Consider the following 12309-nt stretch of genomic DNA (forward strand, 5'->3'; position numbering starts at 1 on the left):
GCTGCGGCCGGCTTGGCAAATTCGAGAAGTGGGAAGGGCCGTCAGCAGTCGCCGCAGGGGATCGAGTCGCCTTGCCGCTGGCGGTAGAAATAACTGCGGCTGATGGTGATCGTGCGCATGCCGTCCGGCATGAAGTTCGGGGCGAACAGGAACATCGTATAGGGGATGCTGAGCTCGGTCCGGACCAGGAAACTGTTCGCCGTCTTCATATCAGACGGCACGTTGGTCACCGTGGCATTCTTGGCATAGGGCACCGTCCCGTCCCGTGCCCAGGACCAAAGCACTTTCGCATTGGCGCTGGCATCGATGCTAATGCCGGTGATCTTCAGCGTTAGCGACGTCGAGTTGTAGGGCATGAAGATCGCGGTTGCGACCGATGGCATCTGCGCGAGCGTGCTCTTCGTTACGGATTGTTGCTGGGTGATGAGGTCGGCCACCGTCCCCGCAGCGCGTGTCGCGCGCTTGCTGACGCTGAGGCCGATCGTGATCTCGAAAGCACCGATATAGAGCATGATCAGCACGGGAAAGAGGATCGCGAATTCGATCGCTCCGGCACCCTTGCGGTCTCGGGCCAGTCGCCGCGCCGTCAGGACCAATCTGGTGAACGGGTTGCGCAACGCCATTATGGATACTGTTCGTTCTGGAAGGCCGCGGTTGCGACGATCAGATATTGGCTCGGCATCGAACCGTCGGAGGGGCGTATCGTGGTGATATAGGGCCGGACCAGATCCGTGATGATTTCCCAGCGGTAATAGGCGCGGACCATATTGATCGTGCCGGCGCCGCCCGGCCCATATTTGAAGGCCGCCGTATTGATATCGGCATATTTGTCGGCGGAAAGCTTGGGGATCGTCGTCGGAATGGCCGAGAAGGTACTGAACGTCTGCACATCCAGGTAGAGCTTGCTCGGCGTGGCGACTTCGCTCGCCGAGCAGCGGACCAGGATTGAGATCTCGTTACAGAAAGCCTGGCGGAATTGCGCCTGGTTCATATCGGTCGTGCGGCCGAGATTATAGGTGATCTGTCCGGTTCGCATCCTGCGGCTCATCGTATCAACGCCGTTGGAGACGAGTTCTTCGGCGGCGAAGGCGACGAAAGTTTCGAGGATTGCGAAAATCACCAGGAAATAGGGAATGGCGAGCAGAGCGAATTCGATCGCCGCCGCGCCGTCGCGCGAACGGGCGAGAGCGCGAAACCGTGAGGAACGGAACGGAGCGAAGGCGCGCCGCTTATCCGTCTGCTGATCAATTGCCGTCATTGCCTGGACCCGAGCGATAATTTCCACTCGGCAGACTACGGTCTGTTCGTTGATTTTCCGTTTCAACCTGACACGACGATTTTAACGAATGGTCGAGGAAGCTCCAGATAGTACTCAGGGTGAGGCGGTCGTGGTGGCCGCTTGCTGCGCATGCTGCTCGCAGTTCGGCGTGCAGGACAGCACGGAGCGCTCGGTCTGTCGGTAGACACGCACCGTATTGCCCTCGTCGATCGACACCAGGATGCGCTCGTCGAGGATCGCATTGCCGTCGGCATCGAGAAGGACCAGATTGGTGGTGCCGAAGCTGCGTCCTGTCAGCACGATGGTCTTGGCGTCGGCGACGGTCGCATCGGCGACCTTGGCATTGCCGACGATCACCTTGCTGACGGGGCGGTCGAGCTTCAATACGCGCGCGTGATCCATATAGACGCGCAGCATCTCATCGTCTGCGGCCGCGGAAACTCCCGAAATACCGAAAACGGCGATCATGCCGGCAAAGAAAATGGTTTTGCCGCTCGATGACATTTGGTCCTCTTTCACGATCACAGCGCAATATGCGCATAGAATGGAAAAAAATGGTGAACGAAGCCTTAAGCTTGCCGCTCTGTTCCAGGATGAAGCGTAATGCTCCGATCTGGCACGGTTTCGGGACGGCGCACGCCGCGGTTGGAGACGCAATTTGTGCTATTTCCGGATGAATGCAGCGATTATTCCCGGAATATTGTTAAATATTGAGGTAAGTGTGTAAGGAAATACTGACTCTACAAAGGCCTGTTGTCTCGTTCACATGTCGTTAACTCTTTTCCTTAAGCCGATGGAAACGGCCATTCGCTAGGTTGCAGTCATCCGATCAACGGCAAACAGTTGGCGGACGTGCTGAACATCAACTGGAGTTAGGAGTTACCATGACCAAGCTTTTTAGCCGTTTTCTCAAGGACGAATCCGGCGCGACCGCAATCGAATACGGCCTGATCGCCGCCCTCATTTCCGTAGCGCTCGTTACTGGCGCAACCACGCTCGGTAACAAGCTCAACAGCACGTTCACCACGCTGGGTACCAAGCTGGACGACGCTGTCACCCCCTGATTGGCCAGAGCGTAGCTCTGTCTAGAAGATCGGGCTCACGAGCGAAATGCCGTGAGCCTATCTGTATTGGGCAGATAAGAATTTGAGGCAGGTGAGAAGATGATCGTAGCCGCAATCCTTCTGGTTTTTCCGCTCTGCCTTGCTTTTGCGGCCATATCCGATCTGTTGACGATGACGATCCCGAACAGGGTATCGTTGATCATAGTGATTTCATTCGCCGTGTTGGCGCCATTGAGTGGAGTGGCTCTTCCGGCAATCGGAATGCATGCGCTGGGCGCCGCCATAGTGTTCGGCATTTGCTTTGCCCTGTTTGCGCTCAATGTGATGGGCGGTGGAGATGCGAAACTTTTGAGCGCAGCCGCGCTCTGGTTCGGTTGCGAGCCTGCTCTGCTGACTTTTCTGGCCTATGTCAGTGCCATCGGCGGCTTGGTCACGTTGGCGATCCTGTTGATCCGGTCACAGTCAAATACGATATTGGCCATCGGCCTTCCGATCCCCAATTCGCTGCTGCTTGCCAAGAAGGTTCCTTACGGCATCGCGATCGCGATCGGCGGTTTCATGGCCTTCCCCTCCTCGCCGCTCTTCATCGCCGCGCTGGAAAGCCTGAAATGACGGCATTTTAAATGCCCGTTAACTTAAAATGTAAGCGTTCCATTAACCATAATTATACCAATTGCTGAGCATTCTACAGGGCGAACATATCGTGCCCCGAGGAATGATCGATGAAACCGGCCCGCCTTATAATCCTAGCTGTCGCCGTGGTGGCAGCCGGCCTCGCCGGCCTCCTGGCAATGCGCATGGCGGGCAGTGGCGGTGTCGTCACCCAGGTCCGCTCGGTCGTCGAGAAGGAACCCACCGTCAACATCCTCGTCTCGAGCGCCAATCTGCCGGTCGGCGCACGGCTGGACGACAAGTTGGTGCACTGGATGGCCTGGCCGCAGGGCGGCGTCGTCCCGGGCCTCATCAGCGAAGCCGATAGGCCGGATGCGATCAGGGATCTGCAGGGCGCCGTCGTGCGTCTGCCGATCTTCGAAGGCGAACCGATCCGGCCGGAAAAGATCGCCGATTCCAGCAGCCGTATCCTCTCCTCGCTGTTGCCGGCCGGCAAGCGCGCCGTCGCGACCGAGATATCGGTAGCAACCGGCGCCGGCGGTTTCATCCTGCCGAACGACCGCGTCGATGTCATCATGGTCCGCAAGGGCACTGAGGCTGACAAGCTCATCACTGAAACCGTGTTGAGCAATGTCCGCGTCCTCGCCATCGACCAGCAGATCCAGGAAAAGGACGACGGCTCGAAATCGGTGGTCGGCACGACCGCGACGCTCGAACTCACCCCTGATCAAACGAAGGTTCTCGCCGTCGCCCAGCAGATGGCGGACCGGCTGTCGCTCGCGTTGCGCTCAGTCGCCGATGCGCAGGAGCAGGATACCAGCGCCGCCGACTACCTCCTGAGCGGTGACAACGGCAGTGCGATCATCCAGGTCATCAAATCGGGCGCCATCGTCACGGATGCCAGCGCAGCACCGAAGGCGGAGTAGAAGGACGTGCAAATGGGCAATTCAACGCGGCACGCCGGACTTCTCCTGACAGGCTGCCTCTCGTTGGCACTCGGCGTTTCCGGCACGGCGCCGGCCTCTTTCGTTCCGGTTCTCGGTGTAGGTGAGGCGCGTGCCGATTCCGAAAGCCTGGTCCGCATCTCGCAGACCGGCCGCGACGCTCACCGTCGGCTGAAGCTCGGGCTGAACAAGGCTGTCGTCGTCGATCTGCCGGAGGATGCGCATGATATCCTCGTCTCCGATCCAAGCATGGCCGATGCCGTCACCCGCACCTCGCGGCGCATTTACCTGTTCGGCAAGAAAGTCGGCCAGACGAACATCTTCATCTTCGGCGCCGGCGGACAGGAGATCGTCAATCTCGATATCGAGATCGAGCGCGACGTCTCCGGTCTCGAAGTCAATCTCCGTCGCTTCATTCCCGACTCCAACATCAACGTCGAAATCGTCTCCGACAACATCGTGCTGACCGGCACCGTGCGCACGCCGCAGGATGCCACACAGGCCGCCGATTTGGCGCAGGTCTTCCTGAAGGGCGGCGAGGCGACGACCAGAACCGAGACGGCATCCGGCACCGGCGGCGACAGCTCGGTGGCGCTCTTTGCCGAAAACCGTCAGACCTCGCAGGTCGTCAACCTCCTGCAGATTGAGGGCGAGGACCAGGTCACGCTCAAGGTGACGATTGCCGAGGTCCGCCGCGAGGTGCTGAAGCAGCTCGGCTTCGACAATTTGGTTTCCAACTCCTCCGGTATGACGGTCGCCCAGCTCGGCAGTCCGAGCACCGACAGCGCGACATCGACGGTTGGCGGTGGCCTGGCGGCGCTCTTCAAGAGCTCGATCGGCAAATATGACATTTCGACCTACCTCAACGCGCTGGAGCAGGCCAAGGTCGTCAAGACGCTTGCTGAACCGACGCTGACGGCGATATCGGGTCAGGCCGCGACCTTCAATTCCGGCGGCCAGCAGCTTTATTCGACGACCGACAGCGACGGCAACGTCACCGTCGTGCCGTTCAACTACGGTATCAATCTTGCCTTCAAGCCGGTCGTGTTGTCATCGGGACGCATCAGCCTGCAGATCAAGACCAACGTCTCCGAGCCGGTGGCCGGCAGCGGCAACGCCACCTATCAGCGCCGTTCTGCCGAGACTTCGGTGGAGCTGCCCTCGGGCGGTTCGATTGCGCTGGCCGGCCTTATCCGCGACAACGTTTCTCAAACGATGGGTGGCACCCCTGGCGTCTCGAAGATCCCGCTGCTCGGTACGCTCTTCCGCCAGAAGGGTTTCGAGCGTCAGGAAACCGAGCTCGTCATCATCGCAACGCCCTATCTGGTGCGTCCTGTAGCGCGCAATCAGCTCAACCGGCCCGACGACAATTTCAGCCCTGAGAATGATGGTGCGACCTTCTTCCTCAACCGTGTCAACAAGGTCTATGGCCGTCGTGAGGCGCCCGTCGCCGACGCTCAGTTCCACGGCTCGATCGGGTTCATCTACAAATGAGCGGGACGCGATCGGCAGCAATGTCAGAAAACAGAGATCAGGCGATGGCCCATATGAATTCGATGACACCCCACCTCGGTATCTCGAAGGCCCTTCTGGCCGCAGCCGTCATTTCGCTGGCCGTCCTTTCCGGATGTGCCGGCCCGCACGACCAACTGACGACTGGCGGCATTCCAGATGACTACCGCGCCCGCCACCCGATCATCGTTACGGAGGCGGAGCAGACGGTTGATATACCCGTCGCCTCCACCGATCGACGCCTGACCATTGCCCAGCGCGATCTGATACGCGGCTTTGCCGCAAACTACATCTCGCGCGCCTCAGGCCCGGTTTACGTGCTGTCGCCGCAAGGTTCGCCCAATTCGGCGGCAGCCTATCAGCTGCGCAATCAGGTCCGTGCCGAGCTGGCGTCGCGGGGGATCGCAAGCTCGAAGATTGTCAACACTTCCTATGCCGCCGCCGGTCCCGGCGATGCGGCGCCGATCCGGCTGAGTTTTACCGGCACCACCGCGGTCACCACGCAATGCGGTCAGTGGCCCAAGGACATCTCGAACGATTTAACCAACCAGAATTACTACAATTTCGGCTGCGCCTCGCAGAACAATCTGGCCGCCCAGATCGCCAATCCGGAGGATCTGGTGGCACCCCGCGGCATGACTCCGATCGACGCGCAGCGGCGCAATAATGCGATCCAGGAATACCGGACGACGACATCGACCATCGAAGATGTTGCCGACAGCAACAGCGGCTTCTGAGGCGGAACGGAACGATGAGCGCGATCGAATACGAAATCAGGAATCCCAGCGAGCTTCGCAACGCCGAGGAGGCGGTGCGTATGGCGGATCTGGAAAACATGCGGTCGCTGCCGCGCATCTCCGTCCATGCCTTCTGCGAAAGCGAGGTCCTCCAGCATGTCATGGAACGCTGCGCCAATGATCGGCGCGTGGCGAAGGTCAGCATGCGCATCACCAGCGGCGGCATCGCCGCTGCCGCCAACATGTTTTCCGGCGCCCCGACGCCGAACCTCATCATCCTTGAGACCAAGGCGAATGCCGCGAGCCTGCTTGCCGAACTCGCGCCGCTTGCCGCAGTCTGCGACCCGACGACCAAGGTCGTCATTATCGGTTATTACAACGATATCGGGCTTTATCGCGAGCTCATCCGCAACGGCATTTCCGAATATATGGTCCAGCCCGTCGCCATGCCTGATATCCTTGCGGCGATGGCCTCGATCTTCGTCGATCCGGACGCCGAGCCGCTCGGCCGCAGCATCGCCTTCATCGGCTCGAAGGGCGGCACCGGCGCCTCGACCATCGCGCATAATTGCGCCTTCGGCATCTCCAATCTCTTCTCCACCGAGACGATTCTCGCCGATCTCGACCTGCCCTATGGCACGGCGAACATCGATTTCGACCAGGATCCGGCCCAGGGCATCGCCGAAGCGGTCTTCGCGCCCGATCGTCTCGACGAAGTCTTCCTCGACCGCCTGCTGACGAAATGCTCCGAGCATCTTTCCCTGCTCGCGGCACCCTCGCTGCTCGACCGTGCCTATGACTTCGACGGCCAGGCCTTCCAGCCGGTGCTCGATGTCCTGCAGCGCAGCGCGCCGGTCACCGTGCTCGATGTTCCGCATACATGGTCGGAATGGACTCGTTCGGTGCTGTCGAGCGTCGACGAGGTGGTCATCACAGCGGTTCCCGATCTCGCCAACCTGCGCAACGCCAAGAACATGCTGGACGCGCTGCGCAAGATGCGGCCGAACGACAGGCCGCCGCATCTCATCCTCAATCAGGTCGGCATGCCGAAACGTCCGGAGATTTCGCCGTCGGATTTTTGTGAACCGCTGGAGATCGATCCGATCGCGATCATCCCCTTCGACATCAATCTCTTCGGTAACGCCGCCAATAGCGGCCGGATGATCTCCGAGGTCGACCCGAAGTCGCCGACGGCGGAAACCTTTTCGCAGATATCGCACATCGTCACCGGCCGTGTCGCGATCAAGAAGGCGAAGAAGGGCGGCCTGCTGGGCCTCCTGAAGCGCAAGTAGAACGAGCAGATTGGATCGAGCGGCATGTTTGGAAAACGCGGAAACGAAGGTTTCGGAAAGGTTGGAGGGACGATTGCTCCCCCGCCGCCGGCTCCGGCCGCCGCCCCTGCGGTCTCTTCCCCCTCCATTCTGGTCGAACCCTCGCGCGAGCCCGCACGCCAGCAGGTGACGCCGCCGCCGCTACAGACGCCGCAGCGCAAGCGCCCGGCCCGCACCGACGAATATTACGAGACCAAGGCGCAGGTCTTTTCCGCGCTGATCGATACGATCGATCTCTCGCAGCTTTCCAAGCTTGACGGAGAAAGCGCGCGCGAGGAAATCCGCGACATCGTCAACGACATCATCACCATCAAGAACTTTGCGATGTCGATCTCTGAGCAGGAGGAATTGCTCGAGGATATCTGCAACGACGTCCTGGGTTACGGCCCGCTGGAGCCGTTGCTGGCGCGCGACGACATCGCCGACATCATGGTCAATGGTGCTGGCCAGACCTTCATCGAAGTCGGTGGCAAGACGATCGAATCGGAGATCCGCTTCCGCGACAACGGGCAGCTTCTCTCGATCTGCCAGCGCATCGTCAGCCAGGTCGGCCGCCGTGTCGATGAATCGAGCCCGATCTGCGACGCCCGCCTGCCGGATGGTTCGCGCGTCAACGTCATCGCGCCGCCGCTATCGATCGACGGGCCGGCGCTCACCATCCGCAAGTTCAAGAAGGACAAGCTGACGCTCGATCAGCTCGTCCGTTTCGGCGCTATCACGCCGGAAGGCGCAACCGTGCTGCAGATCATCGGCCGCGTGCGCTGCAACGTCATCATCTCCGGCGGCACGGGCTCGGGCAAGACGACGCTGCTGAACTGCCTCACCAACTATATCGACAGGGATGAGCGCGTCATCACCTGCGAGGATACGGCGGAACTGCAGCTTCAACAGCCGCATGTCGTGCGTCTCGAAACGCGCCCACCGAATATCGAAGGCGAGGGCGAAATCACCATGCGCGATCTCGTCAAGAACTGCCTGCGTATGCGCCCTGAGCGCATCATCGTCGGCGAAGTGCGCGGACCGGAGGTTTTCGACCTGCTGCAGGCGATGAACACCGGTCACGACGGTTCGATGGGCACGATCCACGCCAATACGCCGCGCGAGTGCCTGAGCCGTATCGAGTCGATGATCGCCATGGGCGGCTTCACGCTGCCAGCAAAGACGGTGCGCGAGATCATCTCCACCTCGGTCGATATCGTCATCCAGGCAGCGCGCCTGCGCGACGGTTCGCGCCGCATCACTCAGATCACCGAGGTGGTCGGCATGGAAGGTGACGTCATTATCACCCAGGATCTGATGCGCTACGAGATCGAAGGCGAGGACGCGAACGGCCGCCTGATCGGCCGGCACATGTCGACCGGCGTCGGCAAGCCGCATTTCTGGGATCGCGCCCGCTACTTCAACGAGGAAAAGCGCCTTGCCGCCGCTCTCGACGCGATGGAAGCGAAAACGAAGGAATAGGCGGGATGTTCGGGTTCGATCCGATAGTGCTGGCAATCGTCGTCCTCGCCGCCATCTCCGCGGGCGCGGTGGCCTATGCCCTGTTGTTTTCCCGGATCGAGACTGACAAGAAATCGGCAAGCCGCATCAACCGCGTCAAGTCGGCCGAAAGCGACCGTGTCAAGGTCAAGGCTGCCCGCGACCGGGTGCAGGAGCTGTCGAAGCGCCGCAAATCGGTGCAGGACAATCTGAAGGACCTGGAAAAGCGTCAGCACGAAAAAACCAAGAAAACCCTGTCGATGAAATCCCGGCTGGTGCAGGCGGGCCTGACGATCACGGTGGCGAAATTCTATCTCATCAGCGCCATCTTCGCCTCCGTTCTGCTGCTCGTTGCCTTTATCGTTGGTGTATCGTGGATGGTCATGGTCGGTGTCGCCGTCGTCGCCGGTCTCGGTCTGCCGCGCTGGGTTCTCGGCTTCCTGATCAAGCGCCGCCAGAACAAGTTCCTCAACGAGCTCCCCAATGCACTTGACGTCATCATCCGCTCGATCAAATCGGGCTTGCCACTCAACGATGCGATCCGTCTTATCGCCACCGAAGGCACCGACCCGGTGAAAAGCGAATTCCGGCGCGTGATCGAGGCGCAGCAGGTGGGCCTCAGCATCCCCGACGCCTGCGCCCGCATGACGCTCCACATGCCGCTCCAGGAAGTCAATTTCTTTGCCATCGTCATCGCCATCCAGTCGCAGGCCGGCGGCAATCTCTCGGAAGCGATCGGCAATCTCTCCAAGGTCCTGCGTGATCGCAGGAAGATGAAAGCCAAGGTTTCGGCGCTCTCGATGGAAGCCAAGGCGTCGGCCTACATCATCGGCGCTCTGCCCTTCATCGTTGCGACTCTCGTCTACCTGACCTCGCCGAACTACATGATGATCCTTTTCACCGATCCGCGTGGCCATTTCATCATGGGTTTCTCGGCGATCTGGATGTCGATCGGCATCTTCTTCATGCGCAAAATGGTCAGTTTTGATATCTAGCCGGAAGGAAGCACCATGTCGCAGGACCTTGCCGCAACGCTCACCAATCCGAGCATGCTGATCGCACTTTTCGTGGCGATCGCCGTCTTTGCTACTTTTTATACGATCGCTGTCCCCTTCTTCGAGCGCGGCGATCTCAATAAGCGCATGAAGGCTGTTTCGACCGAGCGCGAGCAGATCCGCGCCCGCGAGCGCGCGCGCATGAACGCGGAAACCGGCGCTGGCAAGGCTTCGCTCAGGAGCCAGAACAACCGCTCGGTCCGCCAGATCGTCGAGCGTTTCAACTTGCGTAAGGCGCTCGTCGACGACAATACCGTCAACAAGCTGCGCGCCGCCGGTTTCCGCTCGGAGAATGCGCTGAATACCTTCCTCGTGGCGCGTTTCCTGCTGCCTTTCCTTTTCCTGGCGCTTGCTGCCTTCTGGGTCTTCGGCCTCGGCAATCTCGCCGAAAGGGGCATGGCTATCCGCCTCTTCGCCGTCATCGGCATCGGTTATCTCGGCTTCTACGCGCCGAATATCTTTATCTCGAACCGTATGGGCAAGCGCCAGCACTCGATCAAGCGCGCTTGGCCGGATGCGCTGGACCTAATGCTGATCTGCGTCGAATCCGGCATCTCGATCGAGGCCGCGATGCGTCGGGTGTCGGAAGAGCTCGGCGAGCAGTCGCCGGCGCTCGCCGAGGAGATGGTGCTGACCACGGCCGAGCTCTCCTTCCTGCCGGATCGCCGTGTGGCGCTCGAAAATCTTGCAACGCGCACCCAGATCGAGCTGGTGCGCTCGGTGACTCAGGCGCTGATCCAGGCCGATCGCTACGGCACCCCGGTCGCGCAGGCGCTACGCGTTCTCGCCCAGGAAGGACGCGACGAGCGCATGAACGAAGCGGAAAAGAAGGCGGCCGCCCTGCCGCCAAAACTGACGGTGCCGATGATCCTGTTCTTCCTGCCGGTGCTGATCGCCGTCATTCTCGGTCCGGCCGGCATCCAGGTGGCAGACAAGTTCTGACGGCTGCGCCGGCGCCGGAAAGCGGATACCGCTTCCGGCAGAGGACGATGTGCATCAAGGACTGTCGGTCCGATCCGCCGTCGGCAAACGCGCGTGACCGCCGCCGGCAGAGCTGGTAAATGGGATGGACGACCATCGCAGCCGCGGATGCAACCGCAGCGCTCTGGCGTTCGTTCAATCCAAAAGAGAGGTTTCCGATGTCTTCTGCGGGCATTTTCGTCAGCATCATGGCAGCCTTGGCGGTCGGCGCGATGAGCCCCGGCCCGAGCTTCGTCGTCGTCTCCAGGATTGCCATCTCGCGTTCGAGGCTGGATGGCCTTGCGGCCGCACTCGGCATGGGCGCCGGCGGGGTCGTTTTTGCCGTGCTGGCGCTTGCCGGGCTGACGGCGCTGCTGTCGCAGTTCGAATGGCTCTATATCCTGCTGAAGGTCGCAGGCGGCGCCTATCTCGTCTATATCGCTGTCAATATCTGGAGGAGCGCCGGTCAGCCGCTCGAGGTCTCCGACGCCGTCAACGGCAACCGCGCGCTGAAATTGAGCTTCACGACTGCGCTGCTGACCCAGCTCAGCAACCCGAAAACCATCATTGTCTATGCCAGCCTCTTTGCGGCACTTCTGCCGAGGACGGTGCCGCTCGATCTCATTGTCGCGCTGCCGCTCGGCGTCTTTGCAGTGGAGGCCGGGTGGTATTCGATCGTGGCCTTCGCCTTTTCGGCCCGCCACCCGCGGCGGCTCTATCTTGCCGCCAAGAGCTGGATCGACCGCACCGCGGGTGCCGTCATGGCCGGCCTCGGCCTCCGGCTCATTCTCGCGGGCGGTAAGTGATCGATAGGCTGGCGCGCGAGTGACTTCGGACGCTTCAAGCTCAGAGTAGATCCGGTCAGTTGGTATTGCTGCCGTCCGCTGCGCTAGGCGTCTTGTCCTTGGCGGCGAGTTTCTGCCAGGAATTCTGCTGCGAGAGCATGCCTCTGAGATAGGCGACATTGGCGTCGGCCTGCTGCGGCGAAAGTTCGCGCCGGGCGATCTGCTCGGCTTCCGGGAAGCGTCCCTGAAGGCCGACGACAAGGGCAAGGTTCTGCCTGACGCGGCTGTCGGCTGTGGGTTGGCCGGCGGCGGAGCGCAGGTAGGTTTCGGCCGTGCGCAAATCGCCGGTCAGCACATAGGACATGCCGAGGTTGGAAAGGATGGAGGGCTCGTTCGGCTGGATGTCGAGCGCGTCGCGGTAGCGCTGCCTGGCATCGCTTGCCCGGCCCATCTGGTCGAGGATCGCGCCTTGGGCCGAAATCAGCTTCCAGTCCGGACGGTCGGGTGTCTGGGCGCGGCCGATCGTGTCGAGCGCCTGCTGGAACTGGCCG

General features: G+C 60.9%; 14 protein-coding genes. 10 read left to right on the forward strand and 4 right to left on the reverse strand.

The features are described 5' to 3' along the window. Positions 1–41: 41 nt before the first annotated feature. From MOV76_RS23495 to MOV76_RS23505, 3 genes are all read right to left on the reverse strand, one after another. The gene (locus MOV76_RS23495) at positions 42–623 is read right to left on the reverse strand and encodes a TadE/TadG family type IV pilus assembly protein (RefSeq protein ID WP_247265388.1); all 582 of its coding nucleotides are present in this window, start codon (positions 621–623) and stop codon (positions 42–44) included. Next, positions 623–1258, reverse strand: coding sequence for a TadE/TadG family type IV pilus assembly protein (locus MOV76_RS23500; protein ID WP_028731807.1), 636 nt, complete (start codon positions 1256–1258; stop codon positions 623–625). The genes MOV76_RS23495 and MOV76_RS23500 overlap by 1 nt, the downstream gene beginning before the upstream one ends. Positions 1259–1372: 114 nt before the next feature. Next, positions 1373–1783 carry a pilus assembly protein N-terminal domain-containing protein gene (locus tag MOV76_RS23505; RefSeq protein WP_028731806.1) on the reverse strand — a complete coding sequence of 137 codons (411 nt, stop codon included), beginning with the start codon at positions 1781–1783 and terminating at the stop codon, positions 1373–1375. A 380-nt stretch (positions 1784–2163) separates the two neighbouring features. Between MOV76_RS23505 and MOV76_RS23510 the strand changes: the two genes are divergently transcribed. From MOV76_RS23510 to MOV76_RS23555, 10 genes are all read left to right on the forward strand, one after another. After that, positions 2164–2343: a Flp family type IVb pilin gene (locus MOV76_RS23510; RefSeq protein ID WP_028731805.1), complete on the forward strand. Its 180-nt coding sequence runs from the start codon at positions 2164–2166 to the stop codon at positions 2341–2343. A 99-nt stretch (positions 2344–2442) separates the two neighbouring features. Then, positions 2443–2955, forward strand: a complete 513-nt coding sequence (locus MOV76_RS23515; RefSeq protein WP_026230915.1) for a prepilin peptidase — start codon at positions 2443–2445, stop codon at positions 2953–2955. 110 nt (positions 2956–3065) lie between these two features. Continuing rightward, positions 3066–3881: a Flp pilus assembly protein CpaB gene (cpaB, locus tag MOV76_RS23520; RefSeq protein ID WP_018244342.1), complete on the forward strand. Its 816-nt coding sequence runs from the start codon at positions 3066–3068 to the stop codon at positions 3879–3881. A gap of 12 nt (positions 3882–3893) precedes the next feature. Then, positions 3894–5393 carry a type II and III secretion system protein family protein gene (locus MOV76_RS23525; protein WP_032998270.1) on the forward strand — a complete coding sequence of 500 codons (1500 nt, stop codon included), beginning with the start codon at positions 3894–3896 and terminating at the stop codon, positions 5391–5393. Then, a complete protein-coding gene (locus tag MOV76_RS23530) occupies positions 5390–6148 on the forward strand; it encodes a CpaD family pilus assembly protein (RefSeq protein WP_028731803.1) in 759 nt (252 codons plus the stop codon). Before MOV76_RS23525 ends, MOV76_RS23530 begins: the two co-directional genes overlap by 4 nt. Before the next feature lie 14 nt (positions 6149–6162). Next, positions 6163–7440 (forward strand): CpaE family protein, encoded by a 1278-nt coding sequence (locus MOV76_RS23535; RefSeq protein ID WP_028731802.1) that lies wholly within the window; start codon positions 6163–6165, stop codon positions 7438–7440. 24 nt (positions 7441–7464) lie between these two features. Further along, a complete protein-coding gene (locus MOV76_RS23540; protein ID WP_028731801.1) occupies positions 7465–8940 on the forward strand; it encodes a CpaF family protein in 1476 nt (491 codons plus the stop codon). Positions 8941–8945: 5 nt separating this feature from the next. Beyond that, a complete protein-coding gene (locus tag MOV76_RS23545) occupies positions 8946–9953 on the forward strand; it encodes a type II secretion system F family protein (protein ID WP_028731800.1) in 1008 nt (335 codons plus the stop codon). A 15-nt stretch (positions 9954–9968) separates the two neighbouring features. Further along, positions 9969–10955: a type II secretion system F family protein gene (locus MOV76_RS23550; RefSeq protein WP_028731799.1), complete on the forward strand. Its 987-nt coding sequence runs from the start codon at positions 9969–9971 to the stop codon at positions 10953–10955. 197 nt (positions 10956–11152) lie between these two features. After that, positions 11153–11779 (forward strand): LysE family translocator, encoded by a 627-nt coding sequence (locus tag MOV76_RS23555; protein WP_028731798.1) that lies wholly within the window; start codon positions 11153–11155, stop codon positions 11777–11779. Positions 11780–11834: 55 nt separating this feature from the next. Here MOV76_RS23555 and MOV76_RS23560 read toward each other — a convergent pair. Beyond that, positions 11835–12309 (reverse strand): tetratricopeptide repeat protein (locus tag MOV76_RS23560; RefSeq protein WP_247265389.1); only part of this gene is annotated, 475 nt, incomplete at its 5' end.

The organism is Rhizobium sp. PRIMUS64 (assembly GCF_023006465.1).
GTDB lineage: Bacteria > Pseudomonadota > Alphaproteobacteria > Rhizobiales > Rhizobiaceae > Rhizobium > Rhizobium leguminosarum.

Excerpts from the sequence above, each read along its gene's own strand:
- MOV76_RS23495 (WP_247265388.1), bottom strand. The coding sequence starts at position 623 with ATGGCGTTGCGCAACCCGTTCACCAGATTGGTCCTGACGGCGCGGCGA.
- MOV76_RS23500 (WP_028731807.1), bottom strand. The coding sequence starts at position 1,258 with ATGACGGCAATTGATCAGCAGACGGATAAGCGGCGCGCCTTCGCTCCG.
- MOV76_RS23505 (WP_028731806.1), bottom strand. The coding sequence starts at position 1,783 with ATGTCATCGAGCGGCAAAACCATTTTCTTTGCCGGCATGATCGCCGTT.
- MOV76_RS23510 (WP_028731805.1), top strand. The coding sequence starts at position 2,164 with ATGACCAAGCTTTTTAGCCGTTTTCTCAAGGACGAATCCGGCGCGACC.
- MOV76_RS23515 (WP_026230915.1), top strand. The coding sequence starts at position 2,443 with ATGATCGTAGCCGCAATCCTTCTGGTTTTTCCGCTCTGCCTTGCTTTT.
- cpaB (WP_018244342.1), top strand. The coding sequence starts at position 3,066 with ATGAAACCGGCCCGCCTTATAATCCTAGCTGTCGCCGTGGTGGCAGCC.
- MOV76_RS23525 (WP_032998270.1), top strand. The coding sequence starts at position 3,894 with ATGGGCAATTCAACGCGGCACGCCGGACTTCTCCTGACAGGCTGCCTC.
- MOV76_RS23530 (WP_028731803.1), top strand. The coding sequence starts at position 5,390 with ATGAGCGGGACGCGATCGGCAGCAATGTCAGAAAACAGAGATCAGGCG.
- MOV76_RS23535 (WP_028731802.1), top strand. The coding sequence starts at position 6,163 with ATGAGCGCGATCGAATACGAAATCAGGAATCCCAGCGAGCTTCGCAAC.
- MOV76_RS23540 (WP_028731801.1), top strand. The coding sequence starts at position 7,465 with ATGTTTGGAAAACGCGGAAACGAAGGTTTCGGAAAGGTTGGAGGGACG.
- MOV76_RS23545 (WP_028731800.1), top strand. The coding sequence starts at position 8,946 with ATGTTCGGGTTCGATCCGATAGTGCTGGCAATCGTCGTCCTCGCCGCC.
- MOV76_RS23550 (WP_028731799.1), top strand. The coding sequence starts at position 9,969 with ATGTCGCAGGACCTTGCCGCAACGCTCACCAATCCGAGCATGCTGATC.
- MOV76_RS23555 (WP_028731798.1), top strand. The coding sequence starts at position 11,153 with ATGTCTTCTGCGGGCATTTTCGTCAGCATCATGGCAGCCTTGGCGGTC.